Raw genomic sequence first — 15373 nt, forward strand, 5'->3', positions numbered from 1 at the left:
TTGATCCTTTGCATTTGAAACGCTCGAGCTCTCGACGGGGCTGAAGCGTCATTTTGATCGCGTCGGCCGCGCGCTTGCGCGGGATGCCGGCGCGCGAGTTGTCTCACGCCAGATCGTGCTTGGCCGATGGAATCTTGCAGGTCGTGCAAGACAATTTGCGTCGTCTTCTAAGTAATTGTTGCAGCCAGAGCGCAGTCCATGAGCGGGATGCTGCCGTATGTTTACAGAATTATTATGTTGACCGAACCGCGCTGCTCTCAGAATACTTGCGTCTACTTTAGATTGTGTCAGGGAGCAGTGACATGCAGACGTCGGTTTCGATCATTGGTGCCGGGAATTGCGGGTGTGCTTTTGCGGCCGACCTCGCCGACCGAGGCGCGAACGTATTGTTGTACGCGCATCCCGAACATCGCCGGCATGCGGAGACAATCGAGCGCAAGGGCTATCTGGAAGCGGGAATGAAGATCGAAGGCCGCTTCCATCCGAAGGTCAGTTCGGACATGGCCGACGTCGTCCGATTCTCGAAATTCATCGTCATCACCGTTCCATCCTATGGTCACGACTCCATCCTGAGCGAGCTCGCGAAGTTCGACCTCAGCAGGCACGTCGTGATCTCGATCACCGGCAACTTCTTCGCGCTCATGGCGCGCCGGCAGATCAATGCGCGGTACATCCTGGAAACCGCGACCGCGCCCTACGCCTCGAGAATGCAGGATGGGAAAGTGACGGTGATGGGCATCAAGAGCGTGATGCCGATCGCGGCGATGCCCGTCGATGTCGATGACGATCTGCGCGATGAGATCGGCGCCATTTTCCCGATGCCGCTGGAGTGGCGCAGCAACGTTCTCGAGATCGGAATGTCCTGCATCACCGGCGTGATTCATCCGACGCCGGCCCTGATGAACACCGGCTGGATCGAGACGCGCAAGGGCGACTTCTATTTCTATCGCGAAGGCATGTCCGCCTCGGTCGCACGGGTGATCGGACAAGTCGACCAGGAGCGCATGGCGATCGCCAGGGAATTCGGTTTCAAGCCACAATCCGTCGTGGCGATCATGAACAGCTACTACAGCCGCGACTTCGCCGATTTCGGCGAGTTCGCCAGAGAGACGGTCGAACACAACACGACGAAGATGGCGCCGACGCACATGCGCGACAGGTTCATCGTGCAGGACGTCCCGTACGTGCTGGTTCCCTGGTTCGAACTCGGCGCCAAGGTCGGGCTGCATTGCACGGCGATCAAGTCGATCATCGACCTCGCCTCGATCGTCAATGACACGGACTATCTGGCGACCGGCCGAAACCTGCGCAGGCTGGGGCTGGATACCGCGTCGAAGGGGCAGGTGATCGAGACCTTCAGCGCCCCGATCGCGGCCTCAATCGCGGCCCCGATTGCGCCCTCGATCGCGCCCTGGGCCGACGAGCTTCGCCGCATCGCGTAAATCTTGGCCGCTTCTCGACGGCGAGGGCTCCCATGACACTCATCAGCAGCCGGCAGGTCGTGCCCCACGGATCGGCATCAACTCACCTGCCGGCGATCGGCTACAAGGTGCTCTCGGCAGCGGTGCTCGCCGTCATGTTCGCCCTGATCAAGAAGCTGGGCAGCGAGTACCCCGTCGGACAGATCGTCTTTGTTCGAAGCTTGTTCGCGCTGCTGCCGGTGCTCTGGCTCGTCCGGCGCCTCGGCGGCTGTCGCCTGCTTCGGACGGAGCGGCCGGGCGCGCATCTGCGCCGCTCGGTCGCCGGTCTATCCTCGCTGTTTTTCAGCTTTACCGCGGTCGGCATGCTGCCGCTGGCGACGGCGACGGCGCTCGGCTACGCCGCACCATTGTTCATTACGCTGTTCGCCATACCCCTGCTCGGCGAGAGCATCCGCCTGCATCGCCTCATCGCCGTCATCCTGGGGTTCGGCGGGGTGCTGCTGATGACCCATCCCGATGGCCGGAGCATCTCCCCTGGAGTTCTGATCGCGCTGGCCGGTGCGGTGGCGACGGCCTTTGCATTGATCTCCATCCGGCAGATGCGGGACACCGAGACGAGCATGGCTATCGTGTTCTACTTTTCACTGTCAGGAACAGTGGTGGGGGCGGCGACGCTGCCGTTCTCGGCCGTCTGGCCGACCCTGACGGATCTGCCGATCCTGGTCGCGATCGGTGTTCTCGGCGGTGCGGCCCAGCTTCTGCTCACCAAGGCCTACCAGATGGCGCCGGCCAGCGTCGTTGCGCCCTTCGAATACGCCACCTTCCTCTTCGCCTTTCTGCTCGGCCTGCTGGTCTGGCATGAAATGCCGGTGCCGATCGAGCTGGCCGGGATCGCGATCGTCATCGCCTCCAATCTGTGCATCGCGATGTACGAGCAGTTGGCCGGCGTGTCGTTGAAGCTTCGCTTGCCGGGCAAATGGCACCCCGTCCCGACGATCCGCGCCAGGAACGATTGAGCGGGCTCGCGCGCGCGTCCGCGCAATCCCATAACTCCGACGAATAGGCGTTGCTGATATTCGACTTTGACCTTGCCGCCCGCATTCGCGAGGAAGATGCTCAGAGCTTCGCGCCCCTTCGAGAGTGCTCCGTTTTGACTTGCGGGTCGGAACGCTGCGCTTTCCCCGATCCAGCATCCATGTCGATGATCCCCTGGAGGCCACATGACGTACACCGCTGCCGAGCTGTTGGCCGAATGGGTCAGCGCGAGCGACGTTCCGGAGGACGCCAAGGTCAGCGCGGCGAAATGCGTCTTCGATCTGATGACCGCAGCGATTGCCGGATATCAGACGCCGAATGCTGCGGCCGTCCGCCGCGTGGCGCGCGCGACGTGGGGCGAGGGCCCGGCGGAGATGTGGTTTTCAGGCGAGCGGTCGACCGCTGCGGGGGCAACCTTCGTCAACGCGGCCTGCGCATGCTCTCTCGATCTGGATGATGGCCACCGCGCCGCCTCGGGGCACCCGGGCGCCGCGATCATTCCGGGCGTGCTGTCGCTGCTCGGGAGCCCGTCCCTGGACGGGCAGCGCGCCCTGGCCGCGATTGCCATCGGATATGAGATCGGCGTGCGTATTTCCGCCGCCAGGGATCTGCGCAGCGTTCCCACCGTGAACAGCGGCCTGTGGAGCGGCCAGGCCGTCGCCGCCGCGGTCGGCTGGCTGAGAGGGTTGCCGCCGGGCCAGATCGCACACGCGATCTCGATCGCCGGCACGACGGCACCGAGCCAGTCGGCCACGCCCTACACCCGGTTCAGAGGCAACAGCGTCAAGGAGGGCATTCCGTGGGGCGCCGCCAACGGAATTCTGGCGGTCGATTTGGCCCGGCACGGCTTCACGGGGCCGGTCGACATCCTCGACAGTGCGGAGCGTTACGATCGCGCGCGGCTTCTCGACGGGCTGGGCACGAGCTGGCTCATCAACAGCACCTATTTCAAGCCCTATAGTTGCTGCCGCTGGATCCACGCGCCGATCGACGCGCTGCTGAGTTTGCTGACCGACCACGACATTCGGCCGGACGCCATCATCAATATCGATGTCGAGACCTTTGGCCGGTCCTTGACCCTGAGCAACGAGGTGGCGCCAGCCACGTTGGAGGGAGCGCAATACAGCCTTCCGTTCTGCCTGGGCGTCGCCGCGATCAGCGGCGCGCGGGCGTTGCTCCCCCTGAGCAACGAATCGCTCGCGGATGCACGCGCGATCGAGATCGCCGGCCGCGTGCGGATGACGGTCAATCCTGAATTCGAGCGCATGTTTCCGGCGGCGGTCCCCGGCCGAATCCGGATCACCACCAGCTCCGGCACGTTCGAGCGGACCGTGCTGGCGCCGAAGGGAGAGCCCACGAACCCGATGAGCTCAGACGACATCGGGATCAAGTTCCAGGCCATTGCGGCGGAGCGCGTCGACGCCGGTGTTGCGGCCGGGATTCGGCATGCGATTGGTGCGTTGCGGAGAGGCGATATCGCGCCATTGCACTCCATCCTGGGTGACAGGCTGTTCGCCACCCCGAGCGAGACCCCGGCTCCCGAACGGTGCGAGGTCGCCGAATAGGCGACCAGAGCCGAAGCGACAGCGACAGAAAATCTCGTCCCAATGCCGCGCCGACGGATCGAGAGGCACGGCGCCATGGCGGCCCGCTGCCATGCGCGGCGCGACCATTGCTGCAGAACTCCGTTCGCTCCGCGTGATTGGCGAGCTCTGGCTCGGTGCACGGCGCACCGAGGTCGGCCGTCCGGTCATATCAGGACCTGAGGGCCGCGCAGCCTGCCATCGGCATCGGACCACCATTCTCGGTAGCTCGCCAAGTGACGTCCTGCGTGGCATGAGTAGGATGCGGCGGCCGATGACGGCGTGCTGCTGAGAGCGCATCGCTGCGAACGGCTCCGCGTTCAATCACGGTGCTCGCCGGCGTCGATCAGTTGCGTGAGGATGTAGTTACAACCTAGAACTTAATGATTACGCGCCGAAACAGATATTGTATTGATGTTAATACGACTGAACGATATCGTCTGACACTGCAGAAGAAGGGAAGTCGCGGCGTCTACGAAGTGTACGTCGCTGATTTTCATCGATGACTTGCAGCGATGATTTGCAGCCGATCGGTTGTCGGCGACCTTCCACCGACTGAAAATCTCGGTTTGGAGATCGGTGATGTCTCTTGACGAAACATTGCGGATTTTGGCGACCGTCGAGCCGGGTGGTCTGGCGCTCGATCAGCTGGCCATCGATGACAGTCCCGATGCCGTGTTGGTTGCCCTCGGCCGCAGCTTCGAGGCCCTCTCCGCCGAACTCGCCGCGCTCCAGCAGCAAGATGCTCAGTGTGCTGCCGCCGCCTGTGAAGCGAAATCACACGTCACCGCGGTGGTCGCGCCCGGGCTGGAGCGCATGGAAGCCGTGCTGAATTCGCTCGACCCGATCGAGCGAGCGATCATGGCAATTCCGGCCAGGACGGTGGTCGGACTCGGTGTCAAGGCACGGCATGCTGCACATGTGCTGTCCAACTACTGGATGGACGTTCCCGAGAGCCTCGACTGGGATGCCCGAACCGTGCGCCACCTCATCGAGTCCGCGTGTTCGGTCGCCGGAGTGGAGCTGAGCTGAGGCCATCTGCGCTGGGTCGCCGGCGGCCGCCGGCACGCGCGTGGCACCAGGCGGGCTCGATGCCGCCGTCGAGATCCGAGAGCTAGCGGCGCCGCGCGATCAGGGCCTGGGATTCGATGACTTCAACGACGTGTCCATCGCTTGCGAAGGGCGCCATTTCCGTCGTCATGTCCTGCACGAGCTGATCCGTGAGCGCCCCGAGCTGTTCAGGCGAAGAGGTCGACATCGACAGGGCTCGATCGATCAGCCGTTCGACGGGAACCCGTCGCTGCTCGATTACCCCGATCCTGCTGAGCTGACTGAACGCGGACTCGAGCAGCAGTGCCTCGTGGCGCAACCGTTCGGGTGCGAAGCCGACGCTCCGGTTCGTGAACCGATCGACGACCTCCGAATAGCGCTTGTACCAGGTGTTCTGCGGCACATCCGGCCGGACGTCATTGAACAGCAGGACCGCGCCATCGTCTTCGATCAGCGCGTCGAGCGTGCGTAGCGTTGCGGCGCGGTCCATCCAATGAAACGCGCGCCCGATCGCCACCGCACGAAACCGGCCGAGCTGCGGCCCGAGATCGTATGAGCTGCCTTCGATCCATTCGATGTCGACTCCCGCGGTGGCGGCGAGCGCGGACGCAGCCTCCAGCATGGTCGGCTCCGGATCGACCCCGACGACCTGCCCGACGCGGGGGGCGAAGGCGATGCCGAGCCACCCCGGCCCACAGCCGAGGTCCATCAGCCTATGCTGTTTCGTCAGGTGCAGGTGGTCGGCCACGGTCTGGATCAGCGCTTGCGCATAGTTCGGCCGTCCGGCCACGTAATGACGGACCGTCGATGCAAAGCGAGGGAACGAGGAGGAAGCTGGTTCGAACGTCATCTGTGTCGATCAAGGCGCGAGGAGAGGCCGGTATCGCGTGACGCTTCCGGACGATGCTAGAAATCTTTGAGCGGCATGCGAAGCTCGTAGGTTGCGGGAGGAGCCAGAAGCTCGAAATGCTGGATCGGCCGCCCGGCGCTGTCGAAATGGATGCGCACGACCTTCAAGAGCGGCGCGCCGATCGCGACGTTGAGACGCGCGGCGACGATCGGGTCGGCCGCAGCCGCCGTCACGATCTGCTCGCCCGACGTGAAGGTGATCCCGAACTTTTGCAGGATGGCATAGAGCGAACCACCCTCCATGTCGTCCGGACCAAATTGCCGTCCGATCGCCTCCGGAATGTAGGTCGTGACCTGCATGATCGGCCAATCATTCATGTAGCGTATTCGGACCGTCCGCTGGAAGAGGTCGCCCGGCCCGGCCCTGAAGTGCTCGCGAATGTGCCGAGGTGCCGGCTTGAAGTCGAACTCCACGACGTGAGCTCTCGTCGTGCGCACAATCTCGCGATTGCGCGCAGCGAGGTCCATCATCGGTACCGTGAGAGGCTCGGGTCGCGAGAGCTCGCGGACGAAGGTGCCGATACCTTGCCGGCGCTCGATCAGGCCGAGTTCATTGAGCGTGTCCAAGGCCGATCGGACCGTCACGCGCGAGACGCCGAACAGAGCGGCCAGCTCCGCTTCGGTGGGAAGCGGCTCTCCTTGCGCATAGCGCCGCTCCGCGATCTCGTCCTGCAGAACCAGGAAGACCTGATGATGCAGCGGAATGTCGCGCCGTCGCCGCGCCAGCAGCGCGGCCCGTCCCTTCGACAGCTTGGGCTTGTCCGCCGATTCCGTTTTCCGCTGCCGCTTTTTGGCGACGGTGGCGGACACGTTCAATTGCTGCGACAGTCGCGGCGCCACAGCCTAGCCTTGATGCAACAATGCTGCGGGTGGGGTCATCGGGCTGCAGCCTTCCAAGAGTTCATCGTGATGCCAGCGCCTCGTGAGCCTTGTCGACGAACTCGTTGGTGAATGTCTGCGCGAGGTCGACCTGAACGCCGCGCAGTTGAGGGTCGACGGTCGACAGCACGCGATAGGCGATGCTCGCACCCTCGGGACTGAACCGGCCATCAGGAGAAAACATGTCCCGCGTGCCCCGGATGGAGGCGATGAAGACGCTGCGATCGGGCTTGGCCCATTCCTCGGGAAGTGCATCGGCGATGTCTTCGACCGATGCGCGCTCGATCCACTGCAGAGCGCGCACCATCGCGACGGCCACGGCCTGGAGTGTCCCGGGATTTCGGTCGATGAAATCCGACCGCGCGTAGATCGTCCCCGAGGGATAAAGGCCGCCGAAGATTCCGATCGTGCCTTCGTTGGTCCGGGTATCGGCGACCAGCTTGACGTCGCCTGCAGTCGTCAGCGCGGTGAGGGCGGGTTCTCCGGTGACGACCGCGTCGACGGCGCCGTTGCGAATCGCCGCCACGGCGCCGGTGCCGCCGCCGACACTGACGAAGGACATGTCGGCCGGGGAGACGCCAGCTTGCAGCGCGATGTACTCCACCATGAACTGGGTTTGGGATCCGAGCGCAGTGACTCCGATCTTCATGCCTCTCAGGCTGCTCGGGTCGCGATACTCGGATGCCTTGTCTTTTTGCAACGCCAACGCGAAGGTCGGGTGTCTGCCAAACAGAACGACACCGACAATCTTCTGACCTTTTGCGTGCATCTGGATGGTATGGTCGAAGGCCCCGGCCGTGAGTTCAGCGCTTCCGGCCACGAGAGCCTGGAGCGCCTTGGATCCGCCGCTGACGTCGAGAATCTCCGGGTCGAGGCCGGCGTCCTTGAAGAAGCCGAGTCGCTCTGCGAGCGTCACCGGTGCATATTGCAGGAAGGCCTTTCCGCCGATCGTGATCCGGACCTTGGACGTCTCGATCGAGGTGCCCGCCTTCGCCAAGCTCGGCAGGCCGCACAACGCCACGAACGGAAGCCCCAGGAAACTACGTCGCTGCAACACTGGCCGGGTCTCGCGGAGCTTTGGAGGGGAGCGTGCGCGGTCGTGATTCGATCTCACCAAACCAACACTTCTGAATCATACGAATGATCATTCGCCCGAGCAAGGCAAAAGCTCGCCGAGGTTGCAAATGTCGATCGCACGTTTGGCGATTGTCGTATCAAAATACGACCAAAAATTGTCATTCAGGAAATCGAGCGCTGTCGAGTTGCCAGGTCGACTCGTCATCTGGATTCGACCTACCACATGCTCTCGTCGAGAGCCGCGAGCCCCGGATCCTGCTTGCTGAACGAAAGCGTGACGGAGCCGCAGACCACGGCGGTCTCACCGTGCTCACCTGTCCCGCGACGCCGAGGTCGGATCAGGTCAGTCACGTCACGGCAACTCGGTGTTGGAGCCGGCCGTGCGAAGCGATCGAGCGGAGATGGGCTGAGGCGGTGCGGGCTCGCAAGCATCCCAGTTGCGTGCTACGGTCCTGGCGGAGTGGCAGCGCGGCTTGGTCATCCCTCTCGGGCGCTGTTGCGTTGTGGGATGATCTGGAGGTCCCATGTTCGTCGACCTGCCCGGCTACTGGCCGCACGAGCCGAAGCCCGAACCGCCGAAGCGGCGACTGTCAGCCGGTCGTGAAAAGCTGCTGCTCGCGTTGCTCGGCTTCAACATGGTGATGCTGGTCGTCGCGCCGATCGGCGGCGCGACGCTGATCCATTGGCTCATCGCCGTGTTGGCGCGCTGAGACTGCCTGTCGTTAAGACCTGTCGCCGCGGTCCGGGAGCGGAGCGCTGGCTCAAGGCATCCGCCGGAAGATCTGCAGATAGTTGGTCGATGGCCGGCCGCCGATCGACCAGCGCATCGTCAGCGGATTGAGCTCCACGGCCACCGTCTCGATCGCAACGAACCGGCGCGGCGCCAGCAGGGCCTGCAGCTCGGCCGGCTTGACGAAGCGGCGCCAATCATGCGTGCCGCGCGGCAGCCAGCCGAGAATGTATTCCGCGCCGATGATCGCCTTCACGAACGACACCGGCGTGCGATTCAAGGTGCCGATCACGAGCAGGCCGCCGGGGCGCACGAGATCGGCGACATGACCGACGAAGCGGGCGAGATCGGCGACGTGCTCGACGACCTCGAGCGTCAGCACGATGTCGGCGCGCGCGCCCTCGGACAGGAGATCCTCGGCCAGCGCGTGGCGATAGGCGACTGAGGCGCCCTGCTTGCGTGCGTGATCGGCGGCGACGAGTACGTTGCGCTCGGCCGCGTCGATGCCGAGCGTGGCAGCGCCGAGCCGCGACAACGGCTCGGTGACGATGCCCGCGCCGCAACCGACATCGATGATCTCAAGGCCAGCCAGCGGCTCGGACGCGGCGGGATCGCGGCCGACCAGCGCCGGCAGCCGGCCGCAGAGATACTCGACCCGGGCGGCGTTGAAGGCATGGACAAGCTTGAACGCGCCGTCCGGCTTCCACCATTCCTCGGCAAGCCGCGAGAACCGCGCGATCTCCGCGGGGTCGATGGTCGAGGGCCCTTCGGCGGTGGCGGCGAAGGCGGGCTTCACGGCGTCCTTGTAGAGCATCGTCGTGGTCCTTTTTCCGGTGCGGCCACTATCGCGCGAGGCGAAGCAGCACGGCGGCGCTCAGCACGATATGGATCAAGGTGAGTGCGACCGAGGCGCCATGAAGGCGCGCAAAGCGGCGCTTCTCGCCGGCGTCGGTCGCGCGGTTGATGGCCGGCATCAGGATCTGCCGGGCGAGCACCGCCGTCAGCGCGATCGCGGCCAGGGCGGAGCTCACAAGAGCGTCGACGCCGAGCGCGAGAAGGCCCGCGGCAGCCGCGGCTGCGATCACGAACAGATAGAAATGCGGAAAGGCGCTGCGGATCAGCGTTCGCGTCGTGTCGGCCGGGAGCGCGCTGAACAGGAACGGGGCGAAGCCGAACGAGAACAGCGTCATGCCGCCGAACAACAGCGCGGTGATGAGCAGGGCGGCGGCGTTGATCATGGCGAGGGGTCCGAGCGTATCGGCCAGCGCGGCAGCATGTAAGGCACGCGGGAGCGATAGGTTTCAAACCGCGCGCCGTAGATGTCCGTGAAGCGCCGTTCCTTGAAGCGCGGCGCGAGCAGGCAATAGGCCGTCAGCACACATGCGACGGCGAGCTGATCCGGCGTCCACACCGGCACCGTCCAGAGCGACAGCGCGAACGACAGATAGATCGGTTGGCGGATCAGCGCGAACAGGCCTGTCACGGGCATGTCGGGAAAGCGCGGCGGCTTGTTCGCGGCCAGCGACAGCCAGCCGAGCGCGCCGGATTGCACCTCGACGCCGGCGTCCCAGCTCGCCTTGATCAGCAGCACCCAGGTGCCGGCATAAGCGAGGCAGAGGATGACAAGGGCTGTGCCTTCCGCGCGCCACCAGATCACGCCGCTCGGCGTCCACAGCGCAAACAGCGACAACAGCTGTAGCGATGCGATGATCGCGTAATGCGTGGTGGCGAGCGTCGCGCCATGCTTGCCGAGACGTGCGAGCCAGCGGCGTCCGGGACCGAGCAGCAGCGAATGCACCAGCGGAAACTGCAGCAGCAGGGCCGCGTTGGCGGCAAGGGACCACGGCCAGGGCACGCGGCCGAAGCTTGCGCTCATGCCGAAGAACATCGCCGTGATCATCGCGAGCACCGCCAGCGCGAACAGAGCGTGGCAGACGAGGCCCGTGACCACCGCGATGACGATGCGGCCCTTGCCGCGAGGCGCGGCCAGGGCGGAGCGCAGCAGCGCCGTGAGGCGGGAGAGGTGGGAGATGTCGGTCGGGGTGCTCACAGTCCGGCTACGCCGGGCGCGGGGACGCGGATTTCAGCAGATCATCACGGATGCGTGAGTGCCGCGGCCGTGGTCCGAAGCCTGAGGGCTCAGACCTTCATGTCGATGACGATGCGGCTCATCTCGTCGCTCGCCCTCAGCACGCGCGCATTGGCGGCAAAGCTGTATTTGGCGACGAGCTGGCTGATCATCTCCTGCGCGAGATCGACATTGGGGGCGGCGACGAGGCCGTCCTTGTTGGCAAACGGCGCCGTCGGCTGGTAGCTGGGCGAGGTCCCGTTGCTGGCCTTGGTGATGGTGGTCTGCGTGCCGCCGCCGGCGACGTCGCTCTGCACCAGTTCGAGCGGGTCATAGGCCTTCGGCGCACCGGCCGGCAGAGAGCCATCCGCATCCGGCAGCGCGCCGGTGCTCATCGCATTGGCGACGTTGGAGGCCGACACTTCGAGCCGGCGCGTGGCCGCGTTCATGCCGGAGACAGCGTTGGAAGCGATGGGGCTCATGGGACGCAAGCTAAGACCGGAGCCTGCGAAGCAACCGTCAAGGCGGGCAGGGGCATTCGAGGCTCGAGAGTAAGGCTTTGTTTACCCTCGTGACGCGTTGTCGAAGGCCGATGATCGGCCACGGTGCCGGCATGTTCACAGTGGATTGCTGTTGAAGACCATGTCTGCGGGCCTCCGTCTGCGGTAAATTCAAGGCCTTCAAGGAGTTCCGTCATGCCCAAATCTGGCGCCCAAACTGCCGGTCTCGAGCACCACGCCAGGAAGCTTGCTGTGGGCTTTGCCAAGGGGCGGCTGCCGCAGCCGACGCCGGAGCTCGAGCGCTTCCTGCTCAGCAACGCCACCGAGATCTTCGCGGCGTCCGAGGGCGTGTGCCGTCACATGCCGCCCGCCGGCGACGACGAACCGCTCGGCATCGCCTATCTGTTCCTGCTGCAGATGCTGCTTTCGGGCCTGAACGAGCGGGCCAAGCGCGGCGCCAAGGATGCCGCCGAGCTCATCGCGAACTTCCAGTCCGATCTCGCCGCCCGCGTCGAAGACGGCGAGATCGAGGGCACGCTGCTGGCCTATCTCGGCGGCGCGCTGCAGCAGGCCGGCATCGCTCCATCTCCGGAGCTCGCTGCGGCCTCGTCCGAACTCGTCGACGAGGATGACGACGAACTGCTGCCGGGCGATATCGGCCAGGTGCTCGATGAACTGCTCGAAGCCTGCGACGGCGACCCGTTCGAGATGGTGACCTCGTTCGCGCAGGGTGCGCACCTTCTCGCTGATGAAGCGAAGGTCGCTGTGGTCACCCATCTCGCACATCAGGAGCAGCCCGATGCGCGCGCGGCCGCGGTGCTGTTCCTGCAGAACGGCAGCGCGGCGGTGCGCAAGGCCGCCGCCGCGGTGCTGGCGGAGCGGGCCTCGGCCCTGTCGCCGATCGATCTCCGGCGTGTGATCGCGATGCGCAACTGGCGGCCGGAGCGCGAGCGCGCGGCCGTCGATGCGATCATCCAGAAGGCTCGCGCGGCCGGCGTGGACTGCGCCCCCTGGGACAAGGGGGCGGTCGATGAGCTCAAGTCCAGCCCGATCGACGGCTCCGGCGCGCAGTTGCTGATCGCGGTCTCTCCGGTCGACCGCAAGACGAAGCGGATGGCGACCATCTTCACGTGCGAGGGGATTACGGAGGCCATGAGCAGCCCGCCGCAGCCCGTCCCGACGGTCAAGAAGCTGGTGGCGGAAGTGGCGACGCACGGCCCGGTGCTGGACGTCAGCCGCGGCTTCATCGACCGCATGATCGCGCATCATCTCGCTCTCACCGTCAAAGCCGGTGATGTGCCGCCGGCGGGGCTGCTGGAGGTCGCGGAAACGATCGGCGGCGCCGCGTGGCAGCCGGAGCGGATCGACTGCCGCGCGGCACTGGACGCGCTGATCGCCGACCTGCCGGACGATCTGCGCAATCCCGAGGATGTCGCTCAGGCGCTGGCCGACAGCGGTGAGATTTCAGATCTCGACGAGATCGAAGGTTCCTGGTTCGAGGACAATGCCGAACTGGAGCAGAAGGTGAAGAGCGCGAGCCAGCGCGCCCGGGAGAAGCTTCCCGCGAAGCTGCTGCAGGACAATGGTGCGATCGGCGCGCAGCGGACGCGCTGGGCGGAGCTGTTCGTGCTGACCGCGCTGTGGATGCGCGAGGGGCCGCCGGGCGATTGGCTCAGCTGGGCCGATCTCGCCGTGGTCGCGCGCGCCGTGCTCGACGGCCATGATCTCGCGGAGATCGGGCTGATGCGCAACATCGCGGAGCGGACGGTCGCGGCTCTCGCCCGCGAGGAGGACGACGACGATCTTCAGGACGACCTGTTCTGATCGTCGTGAAGGCAGGCCAGGGCGCCTGCGACATCGTCGCGCGTGGCAACGAGCACATAGTCCCCGCGCGCCGCTGACACGCCGCCGGTGATGACGACCGCGCGCTTCGGGCACAGGCCGAAGCAGCTCGTCATGACGACGCGCGGCGGCTTGCGGCCGGATGGGGCTGCAAGCCGGGTCTCGCGCTTGATCGCCTTCTTGATTCCCTTGGCGTCATCGCTGCGCTTCAGGCATTTGCGGCAAACGAATACGGGAGCCGGGCGGCGCGGGCGGATGAGGGTGGGGGAAGCCATGAGGTGGAGCTAAGTCGCTGAGCGATCCGCCGCACCCTTCGGGACTGCGCGGCCGCTTTGCGGCAGACGCGGTTCCGACGCCCTCAGTCCGTGGCGCGGCGGGCCAGCAGCCAGCGCGTGCCGAGGCCGATGGCGAGCGCCGGCAGCACGACCATGGCGCCTGCGACGATCGCGAACACCAGCTCCAATGGCCACAGATTGTGCGATGTCGGATCAACAGCGGTGTGCCGCCAGATCGGCACGATGACGATGCTCGGCACGGTCGCGATCATCACCTGCGCGATGCGCCGCGGCGCGGCGGCCTCGGTGACGACCAGGATATAGGTCAGGAGGCCGAGCAGCAGCGCGCCGGGCAGGATTGCAAACTGGCCGCGGTTCAGCTCGGCGTAGGACAGCCGCCAATAGGGGATGCCGATCGCCAGCACGACGACGACATAGCCAAGCGCCAGCGCGATGAGGCCGGTGACCATCTTCATGCCCGGAGGTTGGCATGGCGCGATTTAAAGCCGTCTAACCGCCAGCGGTGAGCTATTGCCCGGCAGCCGGGCATATGATCTGGTTCTTGCTCGCGCAATGCCGGCATTCTGGGGACGGGCGCGGCCCGCCGGTTCCAGCTGGCCGGACGGCCATGTCATAGTGCCGCTGATCCCGCTCGGATGAGGGGCTGGACGAGGCATATCGGGAAGGAGACCGCTCGGCACCATGGCGGGCAGCGACAGCGACAAATCACGGCTCGACGACGCCGCCCGCGCCGGCTGGCTGTATTTCATCGCCGGCCATACCCAGGACGAGATCGCCCGGATGCTGCAGGTGTCGCGCGCCTCGGCGCAGCGGCTGGTGTCGTTGTGCCTCGCCGAGCGGCTGATCACGTTCCGGCTCGAACATCCCATCGCCTCCTGCATGGCGCTTGCCGCGCAGCTCAAGGAACGCTTCGCGCTGGTCCATAGCGAGGTGGTGCCGACCGATCCGGCCGCGCCGACGGGAGCCGCTGGGATTGCCGAGCGCTGCGCCAATCTGCTCGAGACCACCCTGCGCGCCGAGACGCCCGTCATCATCGCGCTCGGCACCGGCCGCGCGGTCCGCGCCGCGGTCGAGCGGGTCACGCCGGTCGACCGGCCCGAGCATCAGATCGTCTCGCTGGTCGGCAATATCCTGGCGGATGGCTCGGCAAGCTTCTTCGACACCGTCGGCCGGCTCGCGGACCGCACCGGCGCGCGGCACTATCCGATGCCGTTGCCGTTCCTGATGGGCAGCGAGGATGAGCGCGACCGCATGGTCCGGCTCGATGCCATCGCCAAGGTCAAGGCGGTCGCGGACAAGGCCGACCTCAAGCTGGTCGGCATCGGCCAGATGGACCAGAAGGCGCAGATGCATGTCGACGGCTTCGTCACCCGCGACGAGCTCACCGAGATGATGCGGCTGGGCGCGATCGGCGAGATCACCGGCTGGGCCTATGATGCCAAGGGCCGGGTGATCGACGGCGGCATCAACCGCCGCCTGACCAGCATCGCGCCGGATGTGCCGGCGCGCGCGATGACCATCGCGGCGGCGCTGGGACCGGCGAAGATCGCAGCGATCCGCGCGGCGCTGACGGGTCGGCTGATCAACGGCCTCATCACCGACGAGGCCACCGCGCGCGCCGTGCTGGCGTAGCCGCCACTCTTTCCGCCCGTCATTCCGGGGCATTCGCGCGCAGCGCGGATGAGCCCGGAATCCATAATCACAGCTCGGCGTTTTGAGACGAGATGCCCACCCCGAGCGTGCCCCAAACCCCTCCCTGTGGGTATGGGTTCCGGACTCGCGCTGGCGCGCGCCCCGGAACGACGGGCGGGGTGAGAGACGCGATCTTCAGCCGCGCGTTTAATCTTTGAGAGATCGCCTCCCGCATCGCACAACCTTTGCGTGAGAGCGCATGCTTGACAAAGTCTGACCGTTGTTGTGAACATCAGCCCAGCCCGTGAGCATATGTTCAAAAGACACGGGAAGGGAGGAGACCGTGAAGAC

16 protein-coding genes are annotated in these 15373 nt (G+C 65.6%); 7 read left to right on the forward strand and 9 right to left on the reverse strand.

Translation table 11 applies throughout. The features are described from left to right. The first annotated feature begins 302 nt into the window (after positions 1-302). The 4 genes from ACQR1L_RS20430 (at position 303) to ACQR1L_RS20445 (ending at position 5071) form a co-directional block, all read left to right on the forward strand. Positions 303-1442, forward strand: coding sequence for an NAD/NADP octopine/nopaline dehydrogenase family protein (locus ACQR1L_RS20430; RefSeq protein WP_434859716.1), 1140 nt, complete (start codon positions 303-305; stop codon positions 1440-1442). Positions 1443-1576: 134 nt separating this feature from the next. Next, positions 1577-2437, forward strand: coding sequence for a DMT family transporter (locus ACQR1L_RS20435; RefSeq protein WP_434859717.1), 861 nt, complete (start codon positions 1577-1579; stop codon positions 2435-2437). Positions 2438-2641: 204 nt separating this feature from the next. Continuing rightward, positions 2642-4021, forward strand: a complete 1380-nt coding sequence (locus ACQR1L_RS20440; RefSeq protein WP_434859718.1) for an MmgE/PrpD family protein — start codon at positions 2642-2644, stop codon at positions 4019-4021. A gap of 600 nt (positions 4022-4621) precedes the next feature. Continuing rightward, positions 4622-5071: a hypothetical protein gene (locus ACQR1L_RS20445; RefSeq protein WP_434859719.1), complete on the forward strand. Its 450-nt coding sequence runs from the start codon at positions 4622-4624 to the stop codon at positions 5069-5071. A gap of 82 nt (positions 5072-5153) precedes the next feature. On the opposite strand, the gene ACQR1L_RS20450 is transcribed toward ACQR1L_RS20445, so the two are convergent. From ACQR1L_RS20450 to ACQR1L_RS20460, 3 genes are all read right to left on the reverse strand, one after another. Next, on the reverse strand, positions 5154-5939 hold the full coding sequence (locus tag ACQR1L_RS20450) for a class I SAM-dependent methyltransferase (RefSeq protein WP_434859720.1): 786 nt from the start codon (positions 5937-5939) through the stop codon (positions 5154-5156). Between the two features lie 56 nt (positions 5940-5995). Then, complete coding sequence (locus ACQR1L_RS20455; protein WP_434859721.1) at positions 5996-6808, reverse strand: GntR family transcriptional regulator; 813 nt, start codon at positions 6806-6808, stop codon at positions 5996-5998. Positions 6809-6899: 91 nt separating this feature from the next. Further along, positions 6900-7934 (reverse strand): ABC transporter substrate-binding protein, encoded by a 1035-nt coding sequence (locus ACQR1L_RS20460; RefSeq protein WP_434859722.1) that lies wholly within the window; start codon positions 7932-7934, stop codon positions 6900-6902. Positions 7935-8478: 544 nt separating this feature from the next. Between ACQR1L_RS20460 and ACQR1L_RS20465 the strand changes: the two genes are divergently transcribed. Further along, positions 8479-8664, forward strand: coding sequence for a hypothetical protein (locus ACQR1L_RS20465; RefSeq protein WP_434859723.1), 186 nt, complete (start codon positions 8479-8481; stop codon positions 8662-8664). A gap of 51 nt (positions 8665-8715) precedes the next feature. Here the strand turns inward: ACQR1L_RS20465 and ubiG are convergent, their stop codons facing one another. The 4 genes from ubiG to ACQR1L_RS20485 all read right to left on the reverse strand — a co-directional run bounded on the left by ubiG (position 8716) and on the right by ACQR1L_RS20485 (position 11234). Continuing rightward, complete coding sequence (gene ubiG, locus ACQR1L_RS20470; RefSeq protein WP_434859724.1) at positions 8716-9498, reverse strand: bifunctional 2-polyprenyl-6-hydroxyphenol methylase/3-demethylubiquinol 3-O-methyltransferase UbiG; 783 nt, start codon at positions 9496-9498, stop codon at positions 8716-8718. Between the two features lie 28 nt (positions 9499-9526). Continuing rightward, positions 9527-9922 (reverse strand): DUF4149 domain-containing protein, encoded by a 396-nt coding sequence (locus ACQR1L_RS20475; protein WP_434859725.1) that lies wholly within the window; start codon positions 9920-9922, stop codon positions 9527-9529. Then, positions 9919-10734 (reverse strand): methyltransferase family protein, encoded by an 816-nt coding sequence (locus ACQR1L_RS20480; protein ID WP_434859726.1) that lies wholly within the window; start codon positions 10732-10734, stop codon positions 9919-9921. Before ACQR1L_RS20480 ends, ACQR1L_RS20475 begins: the two co-directional genes overlap by 4 nt. 89 nt (positions 10735-10823) lie before the next feature. Beyond that, positions 10824-11234, reverse strand: coding sequence for a flagellar basal body rod protein FlgC (locus tag ACQR1L_RS20485; RefSeq protein ID WP_434859727.1), 411 nt, complete (start codon positions 11232-11234; stop codon positions 10824-10826). Positions 11235-11447: 213 nt separating this feature from the next. Here ACQR1L_RS20485 and ACQR1L_RS20490 point away from each other — a divergent pair, with 213 nt between their 5' ends. Then, entirely contained in the window at positions 11448-13076 is a 1629-nt protein-coding gene (locus ACQR1L_RS20490) for a hypothetical protein (RefSeq protein WP_434859728.1), read from the forward strand. Here the strand turns inward: ACQR1L_RS20490 and ACQR1L_RS20495 are convergent. Together ACQR1L_RS20495 and ACQR1L_RS20500 are read right to left on the reverse strand one after the other, a co-directional pair. Continuing rightward, positions 13058-13369, reverse strand: coding sequence for a hypothetical protein (locus ACQR1L_RS20495; RefSeq protein ID WP_434859729.1), 312 nt, complete (start codon positions 13367-13369; stop codon positions 13058-13060). The two genes, ACQR1L_RS20490 and ACQR1L_RS20495, sit on opposite strands and share 19 nt — an antisense overlap. Before the next feature lie 83 nt (positions 13370-13452). Then, complete coding sequence (locus tag ACQR1L_RS20500) at positions 13453-13845, reverse strand: hypothetical protein (protein WP_434859730.1); 393 nt, start codon at positions 13843-13845, stop codon at positions 13453-13455. 226 nt (positions 13846-14071) lie between these two features. Between ACQR1L_RS20500 and ACQR1L_RS20505 the strand changes: the two genes are divergently transcribed. Next, positions 14072-15022, forward strand: coding sequence for a sugar-binding transcriptional regulator (locus ACQR1L_RS20505; protein ID WP_434859731.1), 951 nt, complete (start codon positions 14072-14074; stop codon positions 15020-15022). Positions 15023-15373 lie beyond the last annotated feature (351 nt).

This window comes from Bradyrhizobium sp. HKCCYLR20261 (assembly GCF_051168435.1).
GTDB lineage: Bacteria > Pseudomonadota > Alphaproteobacteria > Rhizobiales > Xanthobacteraceae > Bradyrhizobium.

Bases quoted from the DNA above. Each gene is read 5' to 3' on its own strand.
- ACQR1L_RS20465 (WP_434859723.1), top strand. From the start codon at position 8,479: ATGTTCGTCGACCTGCCCGGCTACTGGCCGCACGAGCCGAAGCCCGAA.
- ubiG (WP_434859724.1), bottom strand. From the start codon at position 9,498: ATGCTCTACAAGGACGCCGTGAAGCCCGCCTTCGCCGCCACCGCCGAA.
- ACQR1L_RS20490 (WP_434859728.1), top strand. From the start codon at position 11,448: ATGCCCAAATCTGGCGCCCAAACTGCCGGTCTCGAGCACCACGCCAGG.
- ACQR1L_RS20495 (WP_434859729.1), bottom strand. From the start codon at position 13,369: ATGGCTTCCCCCACCCTCATCCGCCCGCGCCGCCCGGCTCCCGTATTC.
- ACQR1L_RS20435 (WP_434859717.1), top strand. From the start codon at position 1,577: ATGTTCGCCCTGATCAAGAAGCTGGGCAGCGAGTACCCCGTCGGACAG.
- ACQR1L_RS20450 (WP_434859720.1), bottom strand. From the start codon at position 5,939: ATGACGTTCGAACCAGCTTCCTCCTCGTTCCCTCGCTTTGCATCGACG.
- ACQR1L_RS20430 (WP_434859716.1), top strand. From the start codon at position 303: ATGCAGACGTCGGTTTCGATCATTGGTGCCGGGAATTGCGGGTGTGCT.
- ACQR1L_RS20440 (WP_434859718.1), top strand. From the start codon at position 2,642: ATGACGTACACCGCTGCCGAGCTGTTGGCCGAATGGGTCAGCGCGAGC.
- ACQR1L_RS20500 (WP_434859730.1), bottom strand. From the start codon at position 13,845: ATGAAGATGGTCACCGGCCTCATCGCGCTGGCGCTTGGCTATGTCGTC.
- ACQR1L_RS20475 (WP_434859725.1), bottom strand. From the start codon at position 9,922: ATGATCAACGCCGCCGCCCTGCTCATCACCGCGCTGTTGTTCGGCGGC.
- ACQR1L_RS20505 (WP_434859731.1), top strand. From the start codon at position 14,072: ATGGCGGGCAGCGACAGCGACAAATCACGGCTCGACGACGCCGCCCGC.
- ACQR1L_RS20485 (WP_434859727.1), bottom strand. From the start codon at position 11,234: ATGAGCCCCATCGCTTCCAACGCTGTCTCCGGCATGAACGCGGCCACG.
- ACQR1L_RS20445 (WP_434859719.1), top strand. From the start codon at position 4,622: ATGTCTCTTGACGAAACATTGCGGATTTTGGCGACCGTCGAGCCGGGT.